This window comes from Paraburkholderia sp., assembly GCF_026225065.1.
GTDB lineage: Bacteria > Pseudomonadota > Gammaproteobacteria > Burkholderiales > Burkholderiaceae > Paraburkholderia.
The window spans coordinates 13747-39818 of sequence record NZ_JAMFSB010000079.1 but is presented as its reverse complement, the minus strand read 5'-3'; the positions used below and the strand labels follow the sequence as shown (position 1 = coordinate 39818).

Genomic DNA, 26072 nt, shown 5'->3' with positions numbered 1-26072 from the left:
ATGGACAGCACAACTCTTTCCCAGACCCCCGGTAGCCGGATCTCCCAGTACATCGCGCTCACCAAGCCGCGTGTTACACAGCTTGCTGTGTTCTGCGCGGTCATTGGCATGTTCCTCTCCACGCCCGGCATGGTGCCGTGGACGGTGCTGATCGGTGGCACAGTCGGTATCTGGCTGCTGGCCGGTGCGGCGTTCGCCATCAACTGCCTCGTCGAACAGAAGATCGACGCGAAGATGCGCCGTACGTCATGGCGACCTTCCGCCCGTGGCGAAATCACCACCCCACAGATCCTGCTGTTTTCGGCTGTGCTCGGCGGTCTCGGCATGTGGACGCTTTATACGTTCGCCAACCCGTTGACGATGTGGCTCACCATTGCCACCTTCGTCGGCTATGCGGTCGTCTACACGCTACTGCTCAAACCCGCCACACCGCAGAACATCGTGATCGGCGGCGCTTCGGGCGCCATGCCGCCGGCGCTCGGCTGGGCCGCGGTCACAGGGCATGTACCGGGCGACGCCTGGATTCTGGTGCTGATCATCTTCGTATGGACGCCGCCGCATTTCTGGGCGCTCGCGCTGTATCGCCGCAAGGACTACGAAGACGCCGGCCTGCCGATGCTGCCGAACACCCACGGTGAGCAGTACACGCGGCTGCATATTTTGTTGTACTCGGTGATCCTGTTTGCGGTCGCGCTGATGCCGTTCATCTCGGGCATGAGCGGTGTCGTGTATCTGGTTGCTGCGGTGCTGCTCGGCGCCGTGTTTCTCGCCTACGCGTGGAGGATCTATCGGGAGTACTCCGATACGCTCGCGCGTCAGCTGTTCCGTTATTCGATCATCTATCTGTCGCTGCTGTTCGCCGCGTTGCTGATCGATCACTATGCACGTGTCCTGATCGGCGCGTAACACCATGATCACAAACCGGCTTGCGCGCCTGGCGCGTGCCGCCTTGATGGCCTGTGCGCTCGGCGGCGCGGTGCTGGCCTCAGGCTGCGGCAAACCCGCCCCCTCGTTCGAGAACCTCGACATTACCGGCAACACGCAGTTCGGCGCGGACTTCGCGTTGCCCGACACCAGCGGCAAGATCCACACGCTCGCGGACTACAAGGGCAAGGTCGTGGTGCTGTTCTTCGGCTACACGCATTGCCCGGACGTCTGTCCGACGACCATGGCCGAACTCTCGCAGGCACTGCAACAACTGGGGCCCGCGGACGCGAGCCGTGTCCAGGTGTTGTTCGTCACCGTCGATCCCGATCGCGACACCTCAACCGTGATGTCGCAGTATGTGCCGGCCTTCAATCCGACCTTTGTCGGCTTGCGTCCGGCCGATCAGGCGCAGCTCACCAAGGTGACGAAAGACTTCCGCGTGTACTACGCGAAGGTGCCAGGCAAGACGCCCGACAGCTACACAATGGACCATACGGCCGCCAGCTATGTCTTCGATCCGGACGGTAAGCTGCGCCTCTTCGCTCGTGATGGCCAGGGCGCCGAGCCCTGGGTGCATGACATCAAGCTCCTGCTCGATTAAAAGCGTTGCGCGAGTGCCGTCCGCTCGCCCGTGTACCCATATGCGATAGCGGTATTTCACTTCTCGCCGGGCCTATGAGACCATTCGCGGCCCTGCTGGTGGCGTGTGTAGTGCGTCGCCGGCCGTTCACCCGAATCTGACATCGATCAGAAATAGCGAGATTTACATGCAGCGCAGGAATATCCTCAAAGCCCTCTCCGCAGTTGTCACCTCCGCCGCCCTCGTGGCGAGCTTCGGCGCTCACGCCGACGACAAGGTCATCAAGGTCGGCACCATCAGTGGCCCCGACGCGCAAATCTGGGCGGTCGTCCAGAAAGTGGCGCAACGCGAAGGCCTGAACGTGAAGGTCATCGAGTTCAACGATTACGTCCAGCCGAATGCCGCTCTCGATGCGGGTGATCTGGATGCCAACAGCTTCCAGCATCAGCCTTACCTCGATAGTCAGGTCAAGCAACGCGGCTACAAGATCGTCAGTGCGGGGCTCACCTACATTTCGCCGCTGGGCATCTATTCGAAGAAGTTCAAGTCGCTGAAGGATCTGCCGCAGGGGGCGAAGGTCGCGGTGCCTAACGATCCGTCCAACGAGAACCGCGCGCTGTTGTTATTGCAGGCACAAGGCGTGATCAAACTTAAGGCTGGCGCCGGTACGAACGGCAACAGCGCGACGCCGCTCGACGTCGCGGACAATCCGAAGAAAGTGAAGCTCGTCGAACTGGACGCCGCACAGTTGCCCCGCTCGCTGTCCGATGTGGACGCCGCCGCGATCAACACGAACTACGCGCTTGCCGGTGGCCTGCAGCCGACCAAAGATGCGATCGCACTCGAGGACATCCACAGCCCGTACGCGAACCTGATCGCCGTGCGCATCCAGGACAAGGACAAGCCGTGGGTGAAAAAGCTGGTCGCGGCTTATCAGTCGGAAGATGTGCGCCAGTTCATCAAAACCCAGTTCAAGGGTTCGGTTGTGCCGTCGTTCTAATCTAGGTACGCGCCTACAGATCGCGCTCCCAGCGTTCCACCGCCAGCTGATGACCGAATCGCATCTCTGGCGCTACGTCGGCGCAGATAAAACCGGCGCGCTCGCAGAGCCGCCGCGATTCTTCGAGCGTCGTGACGGTGGCCAGCGTGAGCTTGGTGTAACCAGCGCGTTTTGCAAACCGCACGCACTCGTCGACCAGTTGCGTGCCGATGCCGAGCCGGCGCATGTCGGGCTCGATATAAAGCATCTTGATCCGTGCCACCGTGGCCGATACGCCGGCCACCATCGCCGAGCCGACGATCGCATTGTCCTGTTCCGCGATCCAGCACATCTCGCGCACCGGATCGTGATGCTGGGTGAAGTCCGCGACGATGCCGGCGAGCAAACCTTCGAAGGTCTGATCCCAACCGTTTTCGCGCGTAAATAGCAGGGCTTGCCGGTGCACGAGCCAGCCATATTCTCCCGCGCGCGGCGCCCGCAGCGTGATGATGCCGCGGCGCGGCTGATCGTCGAGCAACCGCTCGACGAGTTTCATCGCGCCGATCAACTGTTCCTGCGAGCTTTCCGCGAGGCGCTCCAGCGCCGACAGCACTTCTTCGATGGCCGCGGTGTCGAGCGGTTCGTAGGCGGCATGCCCTTGGTCCGTGAGCGCGATCAGCGATTGACGCGCGTCGCTCTCCGACGGCCGCCGCGTCAGCAGGTTGCGGCGTTCGAAGCTGGTGAGCAGGCGGCTTAGATATCCACTGTCGAGCCCGAGATTGCGCCCCAACACAGTGGCGGTCTGCGCGCGCCCGCGCGCCAGTTCATGCAGCACGCGCACTTCGGTCAGCGAGAACGCGCTCTTTTGCAGACGCTCGTGCAACGCACCGATGTGCTTCGTGTAGAAGCGGTTGAAATGGCGGACGGCCTCAGCGCGCCGCAGCGCTGCGGAATCGGTCAACGTACGGCTCCCGGAAGTCCTTGAAGGTGTCAGACAACAAACCTATTGGATGACATCCTATCTAAAAACCGCGTAAAAAGCGGTAAAACGTACACTCTAACCGGCCATGCAAATTGGTACTACAAAAGTACTCAGACAAGGTAGAGCGATCCGTGCGGTAGCGAACCAGTGGTTCTCTATAGACCGAGAAGATATCTCGAATACGGGTAAATACCGATCATCGGAAACGCCCGGTAAGACGGCCAAAATCTGCCCGACTCCCTTTCCTGTCATAGGTTTGACGGCGATCACCCCCGCACGGAACAACTCGATTGACTGGTATTATTGTGGTTATATAATGGGCTCTCTCTTCGAAGCCCACGCTCTTCCTTTCGACCGACCCGAGCCCATGGAAACACGCTGGTCCGCATTGATGCCTGACGCTCGCAACGTCACGCCGCTCTATTTGCAACTTGCGCGCAACCTGGCCACCGCCATTCACTGCGGTGTCTGGTCAGCGGGTGAAGCGTTGCCGTCGGAGCGCACGCTGTCGGATGCGATCGGCGTGTCGCGTATCACCGCACGCAAGGCGATCGAGTTGCTGGTTGAACAGGGATTGATTCGCCGCTCGCCGGGCGCGGGCAGTTTCATTACGCCGCGCGTCGAAGATCCGCTGTCGCGGCTCACCGGTTTCACGAAGAAGATGCAGCAGCGGGGGTTTCGTCCGGACTCGGTCTGGCTCGAACGCGGCATCCGCGCGGCTAACCGTGACGAGCTGGTGCATCTCGGTCTGTCGCCGGGCGCAGCGGTGACGAGTCTGCGGCGCCTGCGGCGCGCGGACGGCATCGTGATGGCGGTGGAACATTCGGCGTTGCCGGCTGCGATCGTGCCCGACCCACAGACCATCGGTGTGTCGCTCTATAGCTATCTTGAGCAGCGTGGTATGGCGGTGGTGCGCGCGCTGCAGCACTTTCGGGCCGTCAACGCAACGAGCGAGATTGCTTCGCTGATGGACATCGAACCGCGCTCGGCCCTGCTGGTGATCACGCGTATCGGCTATAGCGCCGACCAGCGGGCGATCGAATTGACGGACACCTACTGCCGGGACGACTACTACGATTTTGTCGCCGAACTGCGCCAATAAGGGCGCAATAACGGCGCGACCCTCGCGCAATGCTGAACGGCGCGGATCAGAAACGTATCGCACTACGTATTATCAGAGAGACTCATGCTGACCGGAAACATACTCACCACCGATGGGTGGATTCACGGCACGCTCGAATACGAAAACGGCCGCATTACGTCGCTCACAGGTGAGCGCGTCGATCCGTCCACCAACGAAGCGCCCTACATCTTGCCGGGCTTTATCGATCTGCACGTGCATGGTGGTGGCGGCGCCGACGTGATGGAAGCGGGCGATGCGATCGACACGATCACGCGCACGCATGCGCGCTTCGGCACCACGAGCCTGCTCGCGACCACGATGACCGCGCCGCGCGAAGAGCTGATGAACGTGGTGGCGAACCTCGGTGACGTGGCCCGCGTGCGTACGCCCGGCGGCTCGCGCGTGCTGGGCGTTCACCTTGAAGGCCCGTACATCAATCCAGGCAAGCTCGGCGCGCAGCCGGACGCTGCGGTGTCCGCAGTGCTTGATGAAGTGCTGAAGTACCTGTCGATTGCACCGATTCGCGTGGTCACGATTGCGCCGGAAATCTCCGGCCACATGGACATCATTTCCGAAATTGCAGCACGCGGCGTGCGTGTGCAACTCGGCCATTCGCTCGGCACCTACGACGACGCGGTCGCGGCTCTCAAGCATGGCGCGTGCGGCTTCACGCACCTGTTCAATGCGATGTCGCCGCTGCACCACCGCAATCCCGGCATGGTTGGCGCGGCGCTGGCGCACGCTGAATTCGCGGAGATCATCCCCGACCTGTTGCACGTGCACCCGGGCGCGATCCGCGCCGCCATGCGGGCGATTCCGCGCGTGTACGTGGTGACGGATAGTACCTCGGCCACGGGTATGCCCGACGGTGAATACCGTCTCGGCAGCCAGCACGTGACCAAGTGTCTGGGCGGGGTGCGTCTTGCCGACGGGACGCTCGCCGGCAGCACCCTGACGATGGATCAGGCGCTGCGCAATCTGGTATCGCTCGGCCTGCCTATGGCCGATGTTTCAAATCGTCTGTCGCGCTATGCCGCCGACTATCTCGGCATTGAAGACCGCGGCCGCCTCGCGCGCGGTGCCTGGGCCGATATCGTCGTGTTCGATCGTGAACTGGCACTGACCGCGACTTACGTCGAAGGAGAATCAATTGTCGAATATGCTTAACGAAGCGCTGGCGTCCGCCGAGGTGGTCGCCGCGCAGCTTGCGGATACGTCGCACGTAGAGGCGCTGGCGGCCAGACTCGCCGAACAGCCGCGCCATGTCGCGCTGACGGTCGCTCGCGGTAGTTCGGACCACGCAGCGAGTTATTTCGCGAGTCTGACCATGAGCCGTATCGGCCTGCCGGTCGCTTCGCTGCCGATGTCCGTCGCGACGTTGCAGCAGGCGCCGCTGAAGGTGCGCGATCAGCTTGCTCTGGCGTTCTCGCAGTCCGGCAAGAGCCCGGATCTGGTCGGTACGATGGCAGCGCTGCGTGAAGCCGGCGCGCTGACAGTCGCGGCGGTGAATGCACCGCAATCGCCGCTGGCCGATGCCTGCGAATGGCATCTGCCGCTGGTTGCCGGTCCCGAATTGAGCGTCGCGGCGACCAAGAGCTACATCGCGATGCTGTCCATTTCCGCGCAACTGGTCGCGCACTGGCAGCAAGACGATGCATTGCTTGCCGCGCTCGGTGGTTTGCCCGATGCACTGCGAAGCGCCGGCAAACTCGACTGGAGCAAAGCCGTCGAGGAATTGCGCGGCATCGAGCGCATGATCGTGATCGGCCGTGGTCTCGGCCTCGCGATTGCGCAGGAAGCGGCGCTCAAGCTTAAAGAAACCTCGGGCATCCAGGCCGAAGCGTTTTCGAGTGCCGAAGTGCGCCATGGTCCGATGGAGTTGATCGATCGCGACTACCCGTTGCTGGTGTTCGCCCCGCGCGGACCCGAACAGGCCGGGCTGATCCAGCTCGCCCGCGACATGCAGGCGCGCGGCGCACGCGTGCTGCTCGCCGCGCCGGAAGATGTGCCGGAAGCTTCTCTGCCGCTCGTCACGACGGCCCATGCGGCGCTCGATCCGATCGCCGCGATTCTTTCCTTTTATGTGATGGCCGCCGGTCTCGCCGCCGCACGCGGACGCAACCCCGATGCGCCGCGCCATCTGAATAAAGTCACCGAAACTCACTGATCGAGAAATCAGATGCGTCGTGCTGAGGAGTCCATATTGATGAGCCCATCCCAAGGCCATATTGTTTTGCTTGCGCCCATGACCGGTCCGGTCGTGCCGCTCGCGAACGTGCCCGACCCCGTGTTTTCGGGCGGCATGTTCGGCGACGGTATTGGCGTGGATCCGCTGGTGGGCCAACTCGTCGCGCCGTGCGACGGGGTGGTCACGCATCTCGCGCGCACGGGCCACGCGTTGACGCTCGCGACTGCCGAGGGTGCTGAGATCCTGCTGCATATCGGCATCGATACGGTCGAGCTGAACGGCCGCGGCTTTACGCCGAAGGTGGCGCAGGGTGCGCACGTGCATACCGGCGATCTGCTGATCGAGTTCGACCAGGATCTGGTGGCATGCAATGCGCCGAGCCTCGTGTCGGTGATCGCGATTGCCAACTCGGATGCGTTCGAGATCGTCGAGCGCGCTGGCGCCGGCATGCTGAAGGCCGGGGAAACCCCGCTGCTGCTATTGCGTCCGCGCGCCGGTGCGGCAGCGGAAGCTTCGCGCCGGGCCACCAACGTGACCGAAGAAGCGCGTCAGACGGTGACGCTGGTCCACGCCGGCGGTTTGCATGCGCGGCCGGCGGCACGAGCGCGTGAAGCGGCGCGTGGCCTCGATGCACGCGTCGAAGTGCGTTACGAAGGACGCAAGGCGCCGATTGAAAGTGTCGTTGGCTTGCTCGGGTTGGGTGCGGGTGAGGGCTCGACTGTAGAAATTCTGGGCGTCGGTGCGCAAGCGGCGGCTGCCGTTGAAGCGGTCGCGCATGAACTGCTGCGCGAAGCGCATGGTGAAGCCGAAGAAAAGCCGGCCCGCCAAAGCTCGCCGGCGCCGCGAACGGTTGCGCAAACGGGCGGCGCGCCGCTCGCGCCGAATACGCTCGTCGGCGTGTGCGCGGCGCCGGGCGTTGCGGTCGGCAAGCTGGTGCGCTGGGACGACGCGGACCTCGATCCGCCTGAAGTTGCGAGCGGCACATCGGCGGCGGAAAGTCGTTTGCTCGACAAAGCGCTGGCTACTGTCGACGCCGAACTGAATTCAACCGTGCGCGACGCGTCGCAACGCGGCGCGCATGGCGAGGCCGGGATCTTCGCGGTACATCGTGTGCTGCTCGAGGATCCGACGCTGCTCGATGCCGCGCGCGATCTGATCAGCCTCGGCAAGAGCGCCGGGTTCGCGTGGCGCGAGTCGATCCGTGCACAGATTGCGGTCCTGACGAAAATCGACGATGCGCTGCTCGCGGAACGCGCGGCGGATCTGCGCGACCTCGAAAAGCGCGTGCTGCGTGCGCTCGGCTACTCGAACAACGCGGCGCGGACGTTGCCGGATGAGGCGGTGCTGGTAGCGGAAGAGTTCACGCCGTCCGATCTGTCAACGCTTGACCGCACACGCGTCACCGCGCTCGTGATGGCGCGTGGCGGCGCCACCTCGCACGCCGCGATTCTCGCGCGGCAGAGCGGCATTCCGGCGCTGGTGGCCGTGGGCGATGCGCTGCATGCGATTCCCGAAGGGACTCAAGTGGTGGTTGACGCAACTGCGGGACGAATCGAATTCGCCCCGTCCGCGCTCGACGTCGAACGTGCCCGCGTCGAACGCACACGGCTCGCCGGTGTGCGCGAAGCGAACCGCCGCACTTCGCAACAGGCGGCGACGACCGCCGATGGCCACGCTGTCGAAGTGGCCGCGAATATCGCCACGCTCGAAGATGCGAAGACTGCAGTTGAGAACGGCGCCGATGCAGTCGGCCTCCTGCGTACCGAACTGCTGTTCATTCACCGCGCGACGGCGCCGACCATCGACGAGCATCGTCAAAGCTATCAGTCGATTGTCGATGCGCTCGCCGGCCGTACCGCGATCATCCGCACGCTGGACGTGGGCGCAGACAAGGAAGTCGACTATCTGACGCTGCCGCCTGAACCGAACCCGGCGCTGGGTCTGCGCGGCATCCGTCTCGCGCAAGTGCGCCCGGACCTGCTCGACGACCAGTTGCGCGGCCTGCTGGCGGTGCAACCGCTCGGCGCCGTGCGCATCCTGTTGCCGATGGTGACCGACGTAGGCGAGCTGATCCATCTGCGCAAGCGCATCGACGAATTCGCGCGCGAACTGGGTCGCACCGATGCGATCGAAGTCGGCGTGATGATCGAAGTGCCGTCGGCCGCGCTGCTGGCCGATCAATTGTCGAAACACGCGGACTTCCTGTCGATCGGCACCAACGATCTGACCCAGTACACGCTGGCTATGGACCGCTGCCAGGCCGACCTCGCCGCGCAAGCCGACGGCCTGCATCCGGCGGTGCTGCGCCTGATCGCGGCCACCGTGCAGGGCGCGAACAAGCACGGCAAATGGGTGGGCGTGTGCGGCGCATTGGCGGGTGACCCGCTGGCCGTGCCGCTACTCGTCGGCCTGGGCGTGACCGAGCTGTCGGTGGATCCGGTGTCGGTGCCGGGCATCAAGGCGCGAGTGCGCAACCTCGATTATCAGCTGTGCCAGCAACGCGCCCAGGACGTCCTGGCGCTGGAATCGGCGCAGGCGGTAAGAGCAGTGAGCCGCGAAACCTGGCCGCTGGACTAAACCCCGCATGGTCCACGGCGGAATTTCGCTCAACAACCATGTAAAGCAACGACTCGACGAAGAGACAAAGGATTGGAGGTATAGATGGATGGGAATCCGTTTTTGAAGGTGCAGCGACTCGGCCGCGCGCTGATGCTGCCGATTGCAGTGCTGCCGGTCGCGGGTCTTCTGTTGCGACTCGGTCAGAGTGACGTACTGAACATCAAGATGATCGCCGACGCTGGCGGCGCGATTTTCGACAACCTGCCGCTGCTGTTTGCGATCGGCGTGGCCGTCGGCTTCGCGAAGGACAACAACGGCGTGGCGGCCCTCGCGGGTGCGATCGGTTATCTGGTCGAAGTCGCGGTGATGAAGGACATCAACGACAAGCTCAATATGGGCGTGTTGTCGGGGATCATCGCCGGTATCGTCGCCGGCATGCTGTACAACAAGTACAAAGATATCAAGCTGCCCGACTACCTCGCGTTCTTCGGAGGGAAGCGCTTTGTGCCGATTGTCACGGGGGTGACCTGTCTGGCGATAGGCATTGTGCTCGGCTACGTGTGGCAACCGGTGCAAGCCGCGATCGATATGGCCGGCCACTGGCTGACGACGGCGGGTGCGATCGGCGCTTTCGTGTTCGGCGTGCTGAACCGCTTGCTGCTGGTGACGGGGCTGCATCACATCCTGAACTCGCTGACGTGGTTTGTGTTTGGCACGTTCACGCCGCCGGGCGGCGGTGCTGCAGTGACAGGCGATCTGCATCGCTTCTTTGCGGGTGATCCGACCGCGGGTACTTTCATGACGGGCTTCTTCCCGGTCATGATGTTCGGCCTGCCGGCCGCTTGCCTCGCGATGTACCACGAGGCACCGAAGGAACGTCGTGCGATGGTGTTCGGCCTGCTGGCTTCGATGGCGCTTACGTCGCTGCTGACGGGTGTGACCGAGCCGATCGAATTCAGCTTCATGTTTCTCGCGCCGGTGCTGTATGTGATTCACGCGCTGCTGACGGGCCTTTCGCTGGCCATCTGTTCGGCGCTCGGGATTCACCTCGGCTTCACGTTCTCTGCGGGCCTGATCGACTACATCCTGAACTACGGGCTGTCGACGCGAGGCTGGTGGGCGCTGCCGCTTGGTGTGATTTACGCGGTGGCGTACTACGGTCTGTTCCGGTTCTTCATCCGCAAGTTCAATATGGCCACGCCGGGTCGTGAACCTGCTGGTGCTGACGAGCAGGTGGAGTCGTTCGACAAGGGTGGGTTCGTTGCGCCGGTAGCTGCGGCAACTCTGCCGCGTGCACAGCGCTACATCGCTGCTTTGGGTGGCGCGGCCAATCTGTCTATCGTCGATGCCTGCACGACGCGTCTGCGTCTGTCGGTGGTGGATCCGAGCAAGGTGTCGGAATCGGATCTCAAGACGATCGGCGCGCGTGGTGTGCTGAAGCGCGGTGCGACCAGCGTCCAGGTGATTATCGGACCGGAAGCGGACATCATCGCGGATGAAATCCGGACGGTGATTGCGCAGGGTGGTGGTGTTGAGGTGAAGCCTGCGGTGGTGTCTGCTGCGGCAGCTACGGCCGCCGCGCCGGTTGCGGGTTCGCACAGCGGACCGCTCGATCCTGATCCGGCACGCTGGATCGCCGTGTTCGGCGGTGCCACTAACATCGTTTCGTTGGACGCGATTGCGTCGACCCGGCTGCGAATCGTGGTGAGCGATCCGACTGCGGTGGATCGTCAGCGTCTTGCTGTGCTCGACGTTGCGTGGATCTCAGCGGATACGTTTCACATCGTTGTTGGTGAGGCGGCAGGGCGGTATGCGCAGGTGTTGTCGGCGCGTCTGCCGGCCGCAGGCGCAACGGACGGGGTATCGCCTCAACCGGCCTGATGCGTGTGACGCGGGAGCGGCGTTAAGCGTTCCTGTGTTGCGGTGAGTTATGTTGAAACGAAGAGCGGCGCCCTTGGGCGCCGCTCTTCGTTTACCGCCGTCCATGTTTGCGATTCACGCTGCCTCTGTCGCTAGTCAATCCGCCTTGCGCTTCACCGCCACTTCTTCCGGCCGGTTCGACTCAAGCCACAATACATTGATAATCCCAAACGAGAGCGCCACGCCAATACCGAGAATCCAGCTGAAATACCACATCATTCGCTCCTGTGAATCCAGTTGCAGTCACGTCCGCCGCGTCACGCGCCAGACGCTTCAATACATCGAGTGCCGGTTTTCTTCGAGCGCGGCCGCGGTCACCTTGCCGCGCATCACGCGGTACACCCAGCTCGTGTAGATCAGGATGATCGGCAAGAAAATGATCACCGCGATCAGCATGATCTGCAGCGTCATCTGGCTCGAGGTCGAGTCCCACACAGTCAGGCTGCTGCGTCCATCCAGCGACGACGGCATGATGAACGGAAACATCGAAAAACCCGCCGTCAGGATCACGCCGACAATCATCAGCCCAGTGCAGATGAATACGCTCTTCTCGAAGCGCGACTTCGCGAAGAGCAACGCCAGCACGCCGCCCACCACGCCAATCAGCGGCGCCGCGACCATCCACGGGTACGTGGAGTAATTGGTGAGCCACAAGCCGGGTGCGCCGACCACGCTTTTTAGCAGCGGGTTGGCGACCGTATCGAACGGCGCCGCATCGACGATCTGATAGCCACCGATCACCGTCGCAACCAGCACGCCGGCGATCAGGAATAACGCCACAGCAGCAAGCGACGCGATGCGCAAAGCCAACGACGCACGCCGCGCAATCACATCATCCGTTTTCATCTTCACGAATGCAGCGCCGTGCGCGGCCAGCATCGACACGCTGACAAGCCCGCACAACACGGCAAATGGATTCAGTAGCGCGAAGAAACTGCCGTGATAGGCGACGCGGAGGTCGGTGTCGAACGCGAACGGCACGCCTTGCAGCAGATTGCCAAAGGCGACGCCGATCACCAGCGCCGGCACGAAGCCGCCGATAAACAGCGCCCAGTCCCACGCGCTACGCCAGCGTGGGTCCTCGCGTTTGCTGCGGTAGTCGAAGCCGACGGGCCGGAAGAACAGCGAAAACAGCACCAGCAGCATCGCAAAGTAAAAGCCCGAGAACGACGCCGCGTAGACGAGCGGCCAGGCCGCGAACATCGCGCCGCCCGCGGTGATGAACCAGACCTGGTTGCCTTCCCACGTCGCGCCGACGGTGTTCACGACGATGCGTCGCTCCGCATCGGTCTTTGCGATGAAAGGCAGCAGGATGGCCGTGCCCATATCGAAGCCGTCGGTAACCGCGAAGCCGATCAGCAGGACACCGATCAGGACCCACCAGATCACTTTGAGGGTTGCGTAATCCATGATGATTTTTCCCTTTTATACAGCTTGGAAAGCTTTTGCAGCCTGGTCAGCGTGCTTAACGTGGTGGCGAATCACGCGGTCCTGGTGGTCAACGGTTTGGACGGCTGATCTGGCGGCGGCGTTTCATGGTGATACCGGCCCGTATGCAATGACGACGGACCGAGCCGCGCGTACTTGAACATCAGCGTGATCTCGATCACAAACAGCGCCGTGTAGAACACCACGAAGCCACCGATGCTCAGATACAGGTCGCTGGCCGTCAGGCTCGAAGCCGACAGCGCAGTGGGCAGGATGCCGGCAATAGTCCACGGTTGACGCCCCAGCTCCGCGACGATCCAGCCGAACTCAGCTGCAAGCCACGGCAACGGAATCGCCCACACCGCCCAGCGCAGGAACCAACGGCGCTTGTCCAGCAGCAGCGAGCGCTGCGCGCAGAACCAGAACGCGAGCAGGAAGGTCACGAGGAACAGGATGCCGAGGCCCACCATCATGCGGAACGAGAAGAACACCGGCAACACCGGCGGAATGGTCTTCTTCGCCGCCTGGGCGATCTGGTCCGGCGTAGCGTCGGTGACGTTGGCGGTGAACTGCTTGAGCATCAGCGCGTACCCGAGATTGTCCTTGTGCAGCGCGAAGGCAACCTTGGCGTCGTCGGTAGCATTGCCTTGCTTGAGCTGCTGCAGCGCACCGTAGGCAATCATGCCGTCCTTGATGCGTAGTTCGTTGTGCGCGATCAGGTCCTTCAGACCCAGCACCGGTTCATCGATCGAACGCGTCGCGATGATCCCGAGCGCGTAGGGACTCCGGATCGCGTAGTCCGTCCTCTCTTCCTTCTGGTTCGGGATGCCAAAGATCGTGAACGGTGCCGGCGCCGGCGCGGTTTCCCATTCCGATTCAATGGCGGCGAGTTTGACCTGCTGGACTTCGCCGGTGCGGTAGCCCGATTCATCGCCGAGCACGATCACGCAGACCGTCGATGCGAGCCCGAAACCGGCCGCAATCGCGAACGAGCGCAGCGCGAATTCGGTGTCGCGGCGCTTGAGCAGATACCAGGACGAGATGCCGAGCACGAACATCGACGCCGTCACGTAGCCGGCGGAAACCGTGTGCACGAACTTCACCTGTGCAACGGGATTGAACAGCACGGCGTAGATGCTCGACAGTTCCATCCGCATGGTTTCGTAGTTGAACTCGGCGCCGACCGGATTGTTCATCCAGCCGTTGGCGACCAGGATCCACAGCGCGGACAGGTTCGAGCCCAGTGCAACGAGGAACGTGACGATCAGATGCTGCACCCGCGACAACCGCGGCCAGCCGAAGAAGAACAGGCCCACAAAGGTCGATTCGAGGAAGAACGCCATCAGACCTTCGACGGCGAGCGGCACGCCGAAGATGTCACCGACGTAATGGGAGTAGTACGACCAGTTGGTGCCGAACTGGAACTCCAGCGTGAGGCCGGTGGTGACGCCCATCGCGAAGTTGATGCCGAACAGCTTGCCCCAGAACTGCGTCATGTCCTTGTAGATCTGCTTGCCGGTCATCACGTAGACGGATTCCATGATGACGAGCAGCCAGGACAGGCCGAGCGTAAGGGGTACGAATAAAAAGTGATAAAGCGCCGTCACCGCAAACTGGAGACGCGAGAGGTCGACGACTTCGCTACCGGGCATGTTGATCACCTTGAGACGGATGCGGGGCGGGCGCGGAGAGCAACGCCTGCGCGACGAGGGCGGGCGGCATGGACATGTTCTCCGCCAGGGGATGATTGAAAAACGCGTACTTGAGCACCATCAGGAGTGCAAATTTGATGGCAAGCACGATGGCGATATCTCGCCCGAAGGTTGGTCCGCGCGCCCAGGCGGCGATTCGCGCGCGCAGGCCGGGGCGAGGCGGATTCCTGTCGTGTAGCGTTATGGTCATGATCGGTCGATGGTCGACTTCACACCGGTTTACCCGGCCGGATCCAGGCGGCGCAGACGGCTTGGAGAGTGCATAACGATATTAAGATAGGGGCTGGCAGCGAAGGGGGTCGCGACTGTGGCATTGGGTCGCGTAGGCATGCCGTCCACGTCACTAATACAAGCAACGTTGCGTTACGTCAAGGAAGCGGGTCGCGATTTATAAAGGTATAAATGCAAAAGCCCTGCCGTCTTGCGAGGGCAGGGCTGATGTCTGACAGAGCGCTGACGGGTTCCGGACCGCGCCGGAAAGCCGCGGTTTTGCGTTAAGCGTACTCGTTCAATGCGCTGCGCATTTTCTTCATGGCGCTCGCTTCGATCTGGCGAATGCGCTCGGCCGACACGCCGAATTCGTCCGCCAGGTCGTGCAGCGTCGAACCACCCGAACCGTCATCCTGCACCTGCAGCCAGCGGGCTTCGATAATCCGGCGGCTGCGTGCGTCTAGCGATTCGAGAGCGCTGGCGATGCCGTCGCTTTGCAGCTTGTCGCGCTGGCGCGCTGCCAGCACGGCGGTCGGTTCGCTGTGCGAATCGGCCAGATAGGCGATCGGCGCATATGATTCTTCACCGTCCTCGACCTGGCCTTCCAGGGCGATATCGCCGCCGGACAGGCGCGTTTCCATCTCGGCCACTTCCTCGCGCTTGACGTTCAGTTCCTTGGCGAGACCTTCGATCTCGTCTGGCGTGAACGCGCCCAAGCCCTGCTTGTGGCTGCGCAGGTTGAAGAACAGCTTGCGCTGCGCCTTGGTAGTGGCGACCTTCACCATGCGCCAGTTGCGCAAGATGTATTCGTGGATCTCGGCCTTGATCCAGTGCATGGCATACGACACCAGACGCACGTTCTGCTCCGGATCGAAGCGCTTCACGGCCTTCATCAGACCAATATTGCCTTCCTGGATCAGGTCGGCATGCGGCAGGCCATAGCCCAGATAGTTGCGCGCGATCGATACCACCAGTCGCAAATGCGACAGGACCATGCGGCGCGCAGACTCGAGGTTGCCCTGCTCGCGAAATTCGGTGGCGAACTGTCGTTCCTCCGCCGGCGTCAGCATCGGAATCCGGTTCACGGCCTGGATGTAGGCGTCGATATTGCCCAGTTGGCCGGGCAGCAGCGAAGAATGCGAGAGCGCCAGTGCACCTGCCGAAGCGGCCTTAGCCGACGACGGGCTCAGAGTACTCGGAAGGGTCATTGCGTTGCTCACGTAGAAAACTCCTTTGGAATCAGCCAAAAGCTCAGTCGAACTTCGACTCCAGCGTGGATGTTAGCACTCTCAATATCCGAGTGCTAATACTTAGAGTGTGTGGGGGTATCATGGTTCCCGCTAGGCTATCGAAATTTAACTTCCAATAGCATCATACGCTTTCTACGCTCTGGCGGGGATGAGCGTAGGATTTGCTCTGGACGGGCGTACGTCGGTGGAGAGTCACCAGTTTTCGGCACTTTGGAGTATTGGTCTGCTGAATTCCGGCATTCTTCTTATGATTTCTTGCGCTCGTGGCCCCTCTATATGGGGTCCGGGATCGGCTTTTTCAAGGGCAATCCATGCGTAGTGGGTACCGCGATTGAGGTTGGATCGCGGCCGCGTCGCAATGTTCCAGCGTCCCCTCGACAACTGACAAGAGGGTGAGGTTCGTATGTCGGCATCAGCATCTGGCGGTCTACCGGTTCGGCGCCCTTCGCGAACGGCGGTATCAAAGAGCCCAAACCTGGTATAAATTTCAGCCAGCTATATTTGCAATGTAACTTCTAAGACTGCGGCCGCTGTTGGCCCGTCGAGGCAAAGGGGCTGAGCAATGTCCGCAAAGTTGATCGAGGCGATTCGTGGGCTCGAGCGCGACCGCTTTCGAGCGATGGTCGATGGCAACGGACCGTTGCTCGACTCGCTGCTCTCCGAGACCGTCAGCTATGTCCACACGAATGGCAAACGGGAAACGAAGCGGCAGTTCGTCGACGGAATCACAGCGGGGCGCCGTCGTTATCGCCAGATCGAGATCCAGTCGCAGGAGGTGCTGCCGGTCGGGCGCGAGACCTGTGTGATCGTCACCGGGCGCGCGCTCATCGAGATGGAGGCGAACAACGGCGCGTTGCTGTTCCCGATTGCCTACACCGCGCTGCATGCACAGGAAGACGGTGAGTGGCGGCTGGTCGCATGGCAGGCGACGCGTTGCGCGATCGAGTGAGGCCGGTGGGCTTCTCTCGCCGGGGCGCTGGGTGAGCGACCCGTGCTCGTAGGCGCGGCAGATTGTGCTGCGCTCTCTTCAGATTGTTGCCTGCCTTTGCGTCTGTGCTGACCAGCCGATTGTCGTCAGGCCGCCACTCTGCGGTCAGGCTCTTGCCACACCGCCGGATTTGCCACTCCTGCCACACTGGTCCCGGCTGCCTCGCTGGTTCCGATTGTCCGGTTCACTGCGCTGACAACAGCATCCACGACTGCCGCCGCGGCTTCCGAGCTAACTCCAACGCCGAAGCGAACCGCCTGCTCCCCGACCCTGCAGCCCACGAACACTACCGTGCGGCCATCTGTGGCCCGTGCGCTTTCCACTGAGGTGACTTCGATCATTTGCCCCGCGGCCGTGGCGAGGGCGGCGGCGACGCGCCGGGCGTGTTGCTCGTGCGGTTCATGCTGCGCCTCTTGCGCCTCGGACTGCTCACGCGGCCGCTTCGCCGCCGCCACATTGAGGTCGCGATCGTCCCACCGCACCGTCGACGCATTGACGCGCTGCGCCGGTCCATCGGTCTCGAAGTACTCGCGGGCGAACAACGCGCAAATCGCCTCGCCGCTCATCTCGGCGCCGCTGCTATCCGCGGTGGCTTGCACTGTGTGGCTGAACTCGATCTGCACCCGGCGCGGCGGCGTGAAGCCCATGCCCCGTTCGAGCAGATACGTCGAGCCGCCTTTGCCGGACTGGCTATTTACACGGATCACGGCGTCGTAGTTGCGGCCCACGTCGGCCGGGTCGACCGGCAGATAGGGCACTTCCCACACCGCGTCCGGCGTCTGCTGGGCAAAGCCCTTGCGGATCGCGTCCTGATGCGAGCCCGAGAATGCCGTATAAACGAGATCGCCCGCATACGGATGACGCGGATGCACTGGTAACTGGTTGCAGCGCTCCACGACGCGGCGTACCGCGTCGATATCCGAGAAGTCGAGGCCAGGGTCGATGCCCTGGGTGTAAAGATTCATCGCCAGCGTGACGAGGTCGACGTTGCCGGTGCGCTCGCCATTTCCGAAAAGACACCCTTCGATGCGATCCGCGCCCGCCAGCACGGCGAGTTCAGCGGCGGCCACCGCAGTGCCGCGATCGTTATGCGGATGCACCGACAGCACGATGCTGTCCCTATAGCCGAGATTGCGGTCCATCCATTCGATCTGATCGGCGTATACGTTCGGCATGGCTGCTTCGACGGTCGCGGGCAGGTTGACGATCATCTTGTGATCGCGCGTGGGCCGCCACGTCTGGGCGACTGCGTCGCACACCTCGCGGGCGAACGGCAGCTCGGTCATGCTGAAGGTTTCAGGCGAGTACTGGTAGGTCCACTGCGTCTGCGGCCGTGCCTGGGCGTACTGCTTGATCAGCCGCGTGCCTTCGACCGCGAGCGCCTTCACTTCGTCTTTTGACTGGTTGAAGACGATCTTGCGGAACGCCGGTGCGATCGCGTTGTACAGGTGGACGATCGCGCGCGGCACGCCATCGAGCGCCTCGAAGGTGCGCGCGATCAGTTCTTCGCGCGACTGGACGAGCACCTGGATCGTCACATCGTCGGGAATGCGCTTTTCGTCGATCAGCTTGCGCACGAAATCGAAGTCGGTCTGCGAGGCCGACGGAAAGCCGACTTCGATTTCGTTGAAGCCGATCCTGACCAGCATCTCGAAGAACTCAAGCTTCTGCGCGATGCTCATGGGCTCGATCAGCGACTGGTTGCCGTCGCGCAGGTCGGTGGCCATCCAGATGGGGGCTTGCTGGATCGTGCGGCTGGGCCATTTTCGGCCAGTCAAACGGACGGCGGGGAACGGTCGGTATTTTTCAGCGGGGTTGCGCAACATGATGAGCCTCGTTCGTTCTGTCGTATGCGAAGGGGCGTGGCCTCGGGCGGCTGGCGGGCTGCCACGGATGTGACCTTCGCGATTCGTCCGAACGGTAAACGGACGAACACAAACGACTGACAGGTTGTAAAAGGAACTACGGTTTGGGGTGCAACGGAAACTGCGGGACTACTTTGAGGACCGGGCTTGAACCGCTGGGGCGGCCAACGCGCGGCGCTACGCCTGGCTTACGCTAGACGTAGCGATAGGGGCCGCGCTAGGCGGCCAGAGGTAATTCGGAGGGTGTTCGGAAGGTGACGCATGGGTCCAATGTATGCGAGCGGGCCGCAGCGTGTCAACCGCGGATGCTCACAATGCGTCGTTGCGCGGTCGCCCGCGCGGCGCTGCGGGGTCGCGCGAAGCCCGTCACGCCGAGGTTCTGGCGATCTCCGCGATCACACTGATCTGCCGTTCGATCGCGCTCGGCACCGGCGCTTCGCCGCGCAGCACGGCATCGATCCACGCGGCGGTGGTGACGGCGTCGCGAGCCTCGGGCAATTCGACCTCGGGCGCATCAGCAGAGGACCGCTCGGCGGCCACGCGCGTTTCGCAGATGCCGTCATGCAGCCAGTCGATCTGCACCTGCCGACGCGTATCGGCGACGGCTTCGCCCTCTGTGCCGCGCGCGAGCAGTGCACCGCCTGCGGCTGCATCCGGATGGGTGACGAACAACTGGGTCAGGGCGTCACGATAGGGCGGATGCGTGTAGTTCACGAGCCGCAGCCCGGGCGGCGCGAACGGCTGCAGGATCTTGACGAGCGTATGGGTGGAATTGCGCACGCCCATCCGGCGGCGCAGCACCAGCAGGCGCGCGAGCTTCGGCGCGAGCGCGGTGATCGGCGCAAAGGCGAGGCGTCGCGAGGCGAGGCTGTCTTCGATCTCCGCATGGTCCTGCGCGTGCGCGATCTGCAGATGGGTGAAGATCTCGGCGCTGGTCACGCGGCCCGGGTCTTCGGTGACGCCGTGCACGAGCACCGGCACGCCTTCGCGGGCCAATAGCAGAGCGAGCAGCGGCACGAGATTCGGCTGTTTGCGTGCGCCGTTGTAGCTCGGGATGGAAACCGGTCGGTAAGCTGCGTGCGCAATCTGGATCGGCTCGAAGGAGGCGTGGGCGGCCGCCAGCATCGCGGCGAGCTCGTCGGCGGTTTCGCCCTTGACCCGATACGCAAGCAGCACCGCGCCGAGTTCGAGATCGGAGACGCGTCCATCGAGCATCGCGCTGTAGAGCGCGTGCGTGTCTTCGGGCGTTAGCGCGCGTGCGCCGTTCGGGCCGCGGCCAATCTCCTTGATAAAGCGGGCGCAGGGAAAGTCGGTATCGGCGGTATCGGTCATCGGGCTTAGTGGGGCTGGGTGGCCAGGCTCGGCATTGACGGCGTCGGCCACGGTATTCAAAGGGTATTCGTGCTGCCTGCGGCGGGATCAGTTGCGCTTTCCGCAGATATACCCGCAGCGGTATCCGTAGTGAGTATCGCATCTATGGCGTTTGCGCAAGTTGACACGAGGCTGCAAGCGTCAGGGGCTTTCCGTCCCGTGGCACATCATGCTTGGCACCGCCGCTAGGCCTCCGGACTGCCGGGTTCGCGCGCAGCCCGTTCACCCTCGCGTTAAACTAAATGCTTTATTGCCGCGCTCGCGGCGCTTACTAAAGATTGGAGAACGGGATGAGTTACGTGTTTGCTCCCGCACCGGTAGTCGCGGTGCCGGTCGTCGGGTCCAGCGATCAATTCGCGGTGCGTCGCATTTACTGCGTGGGCCGTAATTACGAGGCGCACGCGCGCGAGATGGGGCACGACCCTGATCGCGAACCGCCGTTTTTCTTTAGCAAGCCGGCGGATGCCGTGGTCTACGTCGCACCGGGCGAGACCGGTGAATTTCCCTACCCCACGCAATCGAAGAACGTCCACTTCGAAATGGAACTGGTCGCGGCGATCGGCAAGCCGGGTAAGGACATTCCGGTCGGACAGGCGCTGGAGCATGTCTATGGCTACGCGCTCGGACTCGACATGACGCGGCGCGACCTGCAGGCCGAAGCGAAGAAGCTGGGCCGTCCGTGGGACACCGCGAAGGGCTTTGATCACTCGGCGCCGCTTGGCCCGATCCATCCGGTGTCGAAGATTGGGCAGGTCGACAAGGGCGCGATCTGGCTCACCGTGAACGGTGAAGAAAAGCAGCGCTCGGATGTGTCGCAGCTGATCTGGTCGGTGGCGGAGACGATTGCGTATCTGTCGACGCTGTTCGAACTGCAGCCCGGTGATCTGATTTTCACGGGCACGCCCGAAGGTGTCGGCGCGGTCGTGAAGGGCGACACGATGAAGGGCGGCGTGGACGGGCTCGGCGACTTCAGCGTACGCGTCATCTGAAGCTGCTGCAGGGAGGGGACAAACAATATGAAGCTTTACAGCTATTTTCGTAGCTCGGCGGCGTATCGCGTGCGGATTGCCTTGAATCTGAAGGGGCTGCCGTATGACTATGCGCCGGTGCATCTGCTGCGCGATGGCGGCGAGCAGCTCAAGCCTGCTTACCGTCGTCTGAATCCGGACGCGATCCTGCCCACCCTCGTGGACGGCGACAACGTTTTGACGCAGTCGCTTGCGATCATCGAATATCTCGAGGAAACGCATCCGGAGCCGCCGTTGCTGCCGAAGTCGCCGGTTGATCGCGCCTATGTGCGCTCGGTGGCGCTGCAGGTGGCCTGCGAGATCCATCCGGTGAACAATCTGCGCGTGCTGAAGTATCTGAAGCACACGGTAGGCGCCGACGACGCGACCAGGGACGAGTGGTACCGCCACTGGGTCGAGGCAGGTTTCACGACGCTCGAAGAGCATCTGGCGGGCGATTCGCGCACCGGCAAGTTCTGCTTTGGCGATACGCCGACGATGGCCGATGCGTGTCTCGTGCCGCAGGTGTTCAATGCGCAGCGCTTCAAGACCGACATGGCGCGGTTTCCGACGATCCAGCGCATTCACGATCAGGCGTTGCAACTTGACGCGTTCACGCGCGCGGCGCCCGGCGTGCAGCCAGATGCGGAGTGAGGTGGGTTTGACTCAATGAGCCGCTGAGCCAATGTGGCCAGGTGCGGCTGAAAGCAAAGAGGGCGCTCTGTGAACTGAACCCCAAAAGTTGGACATTCGTCCGCGCTTTTGGGGGCCGCTCGCTGTGAGGCGCCCTCTTTGTCGCTGCCGCAATCTTGCGGCTCGCTTCGGCGAACTGCCCGGCCGCGCTGTTTTAGCTGCCGAGCAACGCGTCCGAAAACTCCTCGGCGCTGAACGGCTGCAAGTCCTCGACCTTCTCGCCCACGCCGATGAAATACACCGGGACCGGCCGCTGCCGCGCAATGGCCGCGAGAATGCCGCCTTTGGCCGTGCCGTCGAGCTTGGTGACGATCAGACCGGTGAGTCCGAGCGCATCGTCGAACGCTTTTACCTGCGTGAGCGCGTTCTGACCGGTGTTGGCGTCGATCACGAGCAGCACTTCGTGCGGGGCGCTGTCCATCGCCTTGCCGATCACGCGCTTGACCTTGCGCAGTTCTTCCATCAGATGCAACTGGGTCGGCAGACGTCCGGCCGTGTCGGCCATGAGCACGTCGATCTTGCGCGCGCGGGCTGCGCCGACCGCATCGAAGATGACCGCGGCCGGATCGCCGCTTTCCTGCGAGACGACCGTCACATTGTTGCGTTCGCCCCAGATCGCAAGCTGTTCGCGCGCGGCGGCGCGAAAGGTGTCGCCAGCGGCGAGCAGCACCGATTGGTCGAAGCTCTGCAGATGCTTCGCGAGCTTGCCGATGCTGGTGGTTTTGCCGGCGCCGTTCACTCCCGCGATCATCATCACGAGCGGCTGGGCGCGGCCGAGCATCAGGGATTTTTCGAGCGGTTTGAGCAGGTCGATCAACAGCGTGCGCAGCGCGGCCTTGACCTGTTGCGGGTCGGTCAGGCGATCGGTGCGGACTTTTTCACGCAGCGATTCGAGCAGGAATTCGGTGGCCTCGACGCCTGCGTCGGACATGAGCAGGGCGGTTTCGAGCTCCTCGTAAAGGTCATCGTCGATCTTGGCGTTGATGAAGATGCCCGTCAGGTTCGAACTGGTTTTCGAGAGACCGGTTTTCAGGCGCGTGAGCCAAGACCTCTTGGCCGCGGCTTCGGGCAACGGCGGCGGCACGATCTCTACGGTTTCGAGCCCGGTTTCCTCTTCAGGAGCCGCTTGCAGAGGCGCAAGCGGCTCGACGTCGCTCACGGATGCAGGTTGCGCGCCAATGCTGCTGACCGGCCGCGGGGCGGTTGGTGCAGCAGGCACGGCCGGCCGTGCGGCGACGGCTTCGGCTTGCGGCGTGACGACTTCCTGCGCCGTCTGCGATTCCTCGGGCGTCGCGTCGGGGTCTTTCGAACCCTTGAATCGTTTGAAAAAGCTGAACATGTTCTGGCGTGGTGAGAGCGAGCGCCGGTGCGCGCAACCGGTTGGGCCCGGTGGCAGCGGCAGGCAGCGTGGCAATGCGGGATGCAAGGCGCTGGAAGGCGCTTATTTTATCAGGCATGTCCGATCTGGCCGCATTAGCCGTCCGGCCAAGGTGAGATGCTTTTCACCCTGTGGTAACGTTGCCTCTCCAACCCCAGCGCAAACGCGCCTGTGGGCAATCGCCTAACCGTTTAACCGTTCGAATCTGCATGCCCCGTCCTCCTGCCTCCCGCGCGTCCAGCGCTCCGTCTAATCGCGGCAAGCCGCACGCCATCCGCATCATTGGCGGCGACTGGAAGCGCACACCGCTGCCCGTCCTCGACCTCGACGGCCTGCGGCCCACGCCCGACCGCGTGCGCGAAACGCTCTTTAACTGGCTCGGCCAGCGCCTCGACGGCCAGCGGTGCCTCGATCTGTTCGCCGGCAGCGGGGCGCTGGGCTTCGAGGCGGCTTCGCGCGGCGCGGCGCGGGTCTTGATGGTCGAGCGCCACGGTAAGGCGGCCGGGCAATTGCGTGCCAATCAGGCTCGCCTCGCGCCCAACACGATAGAAGTTGCCGAAGCGGATGCATTGCGCCTTGCGGCGAGCCTCGCACCCGGTTCGTTCGACGTGGTGTTCCTCGATCCGCCGTTCGGCTCCGACCTGCTGGGCCGCGCGCTGGAACTGGCGACGCCGCTTGTCAGCGCCGAAGGATTCCTCTATGTGGAAGCCGGCGATGCGCTCGACGTCGCACAGACGCCCGCGCTGGCGGGGTGGACCATCGTTCGGCAGGGGAAGGCCGGGGTGGTCCACTATCATTTGCTGCAGCGCGAAAATGAGGAATAATGCGCGTTCCAAAACAAGCGCCGGACGGCTAGCCGTTACGCGCGCGACCGGCGGCAAACGCGTCCTGCGGGCGTGCTTGACGTGCCCATTTGTCTGAAGAGAGGAGAAGTCACATGGTAGTCGCCGTGTACCCGGGTACGTTCGACCCGCTGACGCGCGGTCACGAAGACCTCGTTCGGCGCGCGTCGAGCATTTTCGACACGCTGGTGGTAGGCGTCGCCGACAGCCGCAACAAGAAGCCGTTCTTCACCCTCGAAGAGCGCCTCGATATCGCTCACGAAGTCCTCGGTCATTACCCGAATGTGCAGGTAATGAGCTTCAAGGGCCTATTGAAGGATTTCGTCCGCACCAACAACGCCCGGGTGATCGTGCGCGGCCTGCGCGCAGTGTCGGACTTCGAATACGAGTTCCAGATGGCCGGCATGAACCGCTATCTGTTGCCCGACGTCGAAACCATGTTCATGACGCCGTCGGACCAGTATCAGTTCATCTCCGGCACCATCGTGCGCGAGATCGCGCAACTGGGCGGTGACGTCAGCAAGTTTGTGTTCCCGTCCGTGGAAAAATGGCTGAAGGACAAAGTGGCTTTGCTGGATCAGGACGACGGCCAGGCAGGCCAGTCTTAACCGGCGTAAACTAGCGGTTTGACGGAACGAAAGCCGGCCTCGCGCCGGCCTGAAGTGAGAAAAGCATGGCCCTGATGATTACCGACGAGTGCATCAATTGCGACGTCTGCGAGCCCGAGTGCCCGAACGACGCAATTTCGATGGGTTCGGAAATCTACGTTATCGATCCGAAGAAGTGCACCGAGTGCGTCGGTCACTTCGACGAGCCGCAGTGTATCCAGGTGTGCCCGGTGGAGTGCATTCCGCGCGACCCGGAGCACCTGGAGACGCCCGAAGGTCTGATGGCGAAGTATCACGCGCTGCAAGCCGCCAAGGCCTGAGCAGCCTGTTTTGGCGGCGTGTGCGCTGCCTCGCCCTTCGCGTTCCTGCGCGCTCAGCCCACGTCCGAGCGAAACACATCCTCCAGCGCTTCCAGCAACGCATCGCATTCCGCGTCAGTGCCGATCGAGATACGCAAATGCTGATCGATGCGCGGGGCCTTGAAATGGCGCACAAAAATCTCCTTCTCCCTTAGCCGCAAGGCGAGCGTGGCCGCGTCGCAGCCTTCGTGGCGGGCGAACACAAAATTCGCCCCCGACGGCACGACGTTGAAGCCAAGTCCCGTCAGTCCTGCAGACAGGCGCTCGCGGCTCGCGATGACTTTCGCGCAACTGTCGCGAAACCACTCATCGTCCTGATAGGCGGCAATTGCTGCGACCTGCGCAAGCCGGTCGAGCGGATAGGAGTTGAAGCTGTCCTTGACGCGCGTCAGCGCTTCGATCAGCGCCACATTGCCGAACGCAAAACCCACGCGCATGCCGGCCAGCGAGCGCGACTTCGAGACCGTCTGCGTCACCAGCAGATTCGGATAGCGGTCGATCAGCGAGATCGCCGACTGTGCGCCGAAGTCCACATATGCCTCGTCGATCACCACAACCGAGTCGGCATGCCGCGCCACCAGCCTTTCGATTTCGCTGAGCGGCAACGGGTGGCCGGTAGGCGCGTTCGGATTCGGCAACAGGACGCCGCCATTGGGCAAAGCGTAGTCGTCGACGCGGATGGCGAACGCGTCATCCACGGGAACGGTCCGGTAGTCGACCTCGAAGAGGCCGGCGTACGTCGGATAGAAGCTGTACGTGATGTCCGGGAACAGGATCGGCTTGCCGTGCTTGAGTAACGCCTGGAAGGTCAGCGCGAGAACTTCGTCCGAACCGTTGCCGGCGAACACCTGCTCGGCGCGGATGCCGTGGTGTGCTGCGACCGTCTCGCGCAGCTTGCGTGCGGTCGGGTCGGGATAGCGTCGCAACGATTCCGCGTTCTCACCGAGCTCGTGGCGGATCGCTTCCAGCACGCGCGGCGACGGAGGATACGGGTTCTCGTTGGTGTTCAGCTTGACCGGATGGGCGAGCGCGGGCTGTTCGCCCGGCACATACGGCGTCAGGCGGTGGACGATGTCACTCCAGTAACGGCTCAAGCGGGCCTC

General features: G+C 62.9%; 24 protein-coding genes and 1 pseudogene. 15 read left to right on the top strand and 10 right to left on the bottom strand.

Going from position 1 to position 26072, the window contains the following annotated elements:
* From cyoE to M0954_RS06030, 3 genes are all read left to right on the top strand, one after another.
* Complete coding sequence (gene cyoE / locus M0954_RS06040; protein ID WP_297352145.1) at positions 1-906, top strand: heme o synthase; 906 nt, start codon at positions 1-3, stop codon at positions 904-906.
* 4 nt (positions 907-910) lie between these two features.
* A complete protein-coding gene (locus tag M0954_RS06035; protein ID WP_297352142.1) occupies positions 911-1528 on the top strand; it encodes an SCO family protein in 618 nt (205 codons plus the stop codon).
* Positions 1529-1694: 166 nt separating this feature from the next.
* On the top strand, positions 1695-2507 hold the full coding sequence (locus tag M0954_RS06030; RefSeq protein ID WP_122153295.1) for a MetQ/NlpA family ABC transporter substrate-binding protein: 813 nt from the start codon (positions 1695-1697) through the stop codon (positions 2505-2507).
* 13 nt (positions 2508-2520) lie between these two features.
* Here M0954_RS06030 and M0954_RS06025 read toward each other — a convergent pair whose 3' ends face one another.
* Positions 2521-3447, bottom strand: a complete 927-nt coding sequence (locus tag M0954_RS06025; protein WP_133892762.1) for a bifunctional helix-turn-helix transcriptional regulator/GNAT family N-acetyltransferase — start codon at positions 3445-3447, stop codon at positions 2521-2523.
* Between the two features lie 388 nt (positions 3448-3835).
* Between M0954_RS06025 and M0954_RS06020 the strand changes: the two genes are divergently transcribed.
* The 5 genes from M0954_RS06020 (at position 3836) to nagE (ending at position 11219) form a co-directional block, all read left to right on the top strand.
* Positions 3836-4570: a GntR family transcriptional regulator gene (locus M0954_RS06020; protein ID WP_123385311.1), complete on the top strand. Its 735-nt coding sequence runs from the start codon at positions 3836-3838 to the stop codon at positions 4568-4570.
* A gap of 84 nt (positions 4571-4654) precedes the next feature.
* Positions 4655-5758: an N-acetylglucosamine-6-phosphate deacetylase gene (gene nagA, locus M0954_RS06015; RefSeq protein WP_122153298.1), complete on the top strand. Its 1104-nt coding sequence runs from the start codon at positions 4655-4657 to the stop codon at positions 5756-5758.
* The gene (locus M0954_RS06010) at positions 5751-6758 is read left to right on the top strand and encodes an SIS domain-containing protein (protein WP_122153299.1); all 1008 of its coding nucleotides are present in this window, start codon (positions 5751-5753) and stop codon (positions 6756-6758) included. The genes nagA and M0954_RS06010 overlap by 8 nt, the downstream gene beginning before the upstream one ends.
* A 39-nt stretch (positions 6759-6797) precedes the next feature.
* A complete protein-coding gene (gene ptsP / locus M0954_RS06005; RefSeq protein ID WP_185090075.1) occupies positions 6798-9356 on the top strand; it encodes a phosphoenolpyruvate--protein phosphotransferase in 2559 nt (852 codons plus the stop codon).
* Between the two features lie 84 nt (positions 9357-9440).
* Positions 9441-11219, top strand: coding sequence for an N-acetylglucosamine-specific PTS transporter subunit IIBC (nagE, locus tag M0954_RS06000; protein WP_297352141.1), 1779 nt, complete (start codon positions 9441-9443; stop codon positions 11217-11219).
* 135 nt (positions 11220-11354) lie between these two features.
* Here the strand turns inward: nagE and cydX are convergent, their stop codons facing one another.
* The 5 genes from cydX to rpoH form a co-directional block, all read right to left on the bottom strand.
* Positions 11355-11474, bottom strand: coding sequence for a cytochrome bd-I oxidase subunit CydX (gene cydX, locus M0954_RS05995; RefSeq protein ID WP_123385315.1), 120 nt, complete (start codon positions 11472-11474; stop codon positions 11355-11357).
* A 57-nt stretch (positions 11475-11531) separates the two neighbouring features.
* On the bottom strand, positions 11532-12668 hold the full coding sequence (gene cydB, locus M0954_RS05990) for a cytochrome d ubiquinol oxidase subunit II (protein WP_297352139.1): 1137 nt from the start codon (positions 12666-12668) through the stop codon (positions 11532-11534).
* Between the two features lie 71 nt (positions 12669-12739).
* Positions 12740-14338 carry a cytochrome ubiquinol oxidase subunit I gene (locus M0954_RS05985; RefSeq protein ID WP_297352137.1) on the bottom strand — a complete coding sequence of 533 codons (1599 nt, stop codon included), beginning with the start codon at positions 14336-14338 and terminating at the stop codon, positions 12740-12742.
* Positions 14328-14588 (bottom strand): cytochrome oxidase putative small subunit CydP, encoded by a 261-nt coding sequence (cydP, locus tag M0954_RS05980; protein ID WP_122153304.1) that lies wholly within the window; start codon positions 14586-14588, stop codon positions 14328-14330. Before cydP ends, M0954_RS05985 begins: the two co-directional genes overlap by 11 nt.
* Positions 14589-14892: 304 nt before the next feature.
* A complete protein-coding gene (rpoH, locus tag M0954_RS05975; protein ID WP_122153305.1) occupies positions 14893-15828 on the bottom strand; it encodes an RNA polymerase sigma factor RpoH in 936 nt (311 codons plus the stop codon).
* 443 nt (positions 15829-16271) lie between these two features.
* Between rpoH and M0954_RS05970 the strand changes: the two are divergent.
* Positions 16272-16377: pseudogene (locus M0954_RS05970) on the top strand (acyloxyacyl hydrolase); the annotation flags it as partial.
* Positions 16378-16420: 43 nt separating this feature from the next.
* Positions 16421-16807, top strand: coding sequence for a nuclear transport factor 2 family protein (locus tag M0954_RS05965; RefSeq protein WP_122153306.1), 387 nt, complete (start codon positions 16421-16423; stop codon positions 16805-16807).
* A gap of 125 nt (positions 16808-16932) precedes the next feature.
* On the opposite strand, the gene leuA is transcribed toward M0954_RS05965, so the two are convergent.
* Positions 16933-18672, bottom strand: coding sequence for a 2-isopropylmalate synthase (gene leuA / locus M0954_RS05960; RefSeq protein WP_297352135.1), 1740 nt, complete (start codon positions 18670-18672; stop codon positions 16933-16935).
* Between the two features lie 405 nt (positions 18673-19077).
* Complete coding sequence (gene ybiB / locus M0954_RS05955) at positions 19078-20043, bottom strand: DNA-binding protein YbiB (RefSeq protein ID WP_297352157.1); 966 nt, start codon at positions 20041-20043, stop codon at positions 19078-19080.
* Between the two features lie 329 nt (positions 20044-20372).
* On the opposite strand from ybiB, the gene M0954_RS05950 reads away from it, so the two are divergent.
* Together M0954_RS05950 and maiA are read left to right on the top strand one after the other, a co-directional pair.
* Entirely contained in the window at positions 20373-21071 is a 699-nt protein-coding gene (locus M0954_RS05950) for a fumarylacetoacetate hydrolase family protein (RefSeq protein ID WP_122153309.1), read from the top strand.
* Positions 21072-21098: 27 nt separating this feature from the next.
* Positions 21099-21743, top strand: a complete 645-nt coding sequence (gene maiA / locus M0954_RS05945; RefSeq protein ID WP_122153310.1) for a maleylacetoacetate isomerase — start codon at positions 21099-21101, stop codon at positions 21741-21743.
* Positions 21744-21936: 193 nt separating this feature from the next.
* Here maiA and ftsY read toward each other — a convergent pair whose 3' ends face one another.
* Positions 21937-23121 (bottom strand): signal recognition particle-docking protein FtsY, encoded by a 1185-nt coding sequence (gene ftsY / locus M0954_RS05940; RefSeq protein ID WP_297352133.1) that lies wholly within the window; start codon positions 23119-23121, stop codon positions 21937-21939.
* A 248-nt stretch (positions 23122-23369) separates the two neighbouring features.
* On the opposite strand from ftsY, the gene rsmD reads away from it, so the two are divergent.
* The 3 genes from rsmD (at position 23370) to M0954_RS05925 (ending at position 24930) form a co-directional block, all read left to right on the top strand.
* Entirely contained in the window at positions 23370-23984 is a 615-nt protein-coding gene (gene rsmD, locus M0954_RS05935) for a 16S rRNA (guanine(966)-N(2))-methyltransferase RsmD (protein ID WP_297352132.1), read from the top strand.
* Positions 23985-24097: 113 nt separating this feature from the next.
* Positions 24098-24610 carry a pantetheine-phosphate adenylyltransferase gene (gene coaD, locus M0954_RS05930; protein WP_122153313.1) on the top strand — a complete coding sequence of 171 codons (513 nt, stop codon included), beginning with the start codon at positions 24098-24100 and terminating at the stop codon, positions 24608-24610.
* Between the two features lie 65 nt (positions 24611-24675).
* Positions 24676-24930, top strand: coding sequence for a YfhL family 4Fe-4S dicluster ferredoxin (locus tag M0954_RS05925; protein WP_122153314.1), 255 nt, complete (start codon positions 24676-24678; stop codon positions 24928-24930).
* Positions 24931-24983: 53 nt separating this feature from the next.
* Here M0954_RS05925 and hisC read toward each other — a convergent pair whose 3' ends face one another.
* Positions 24984-26063, bottom strand: a complete 1080-nt coding sequence (gene hisC / locus M0954_RS05920) for a histidinol-phosphate transaminase (RefSeq protein ID WP_297352130.1) — start codon at positions 26061-26063, stop codon at positions 24984-24986.
* Between the last annotated feature and the right edge of the window lie 9 nt (positions 26064-26072).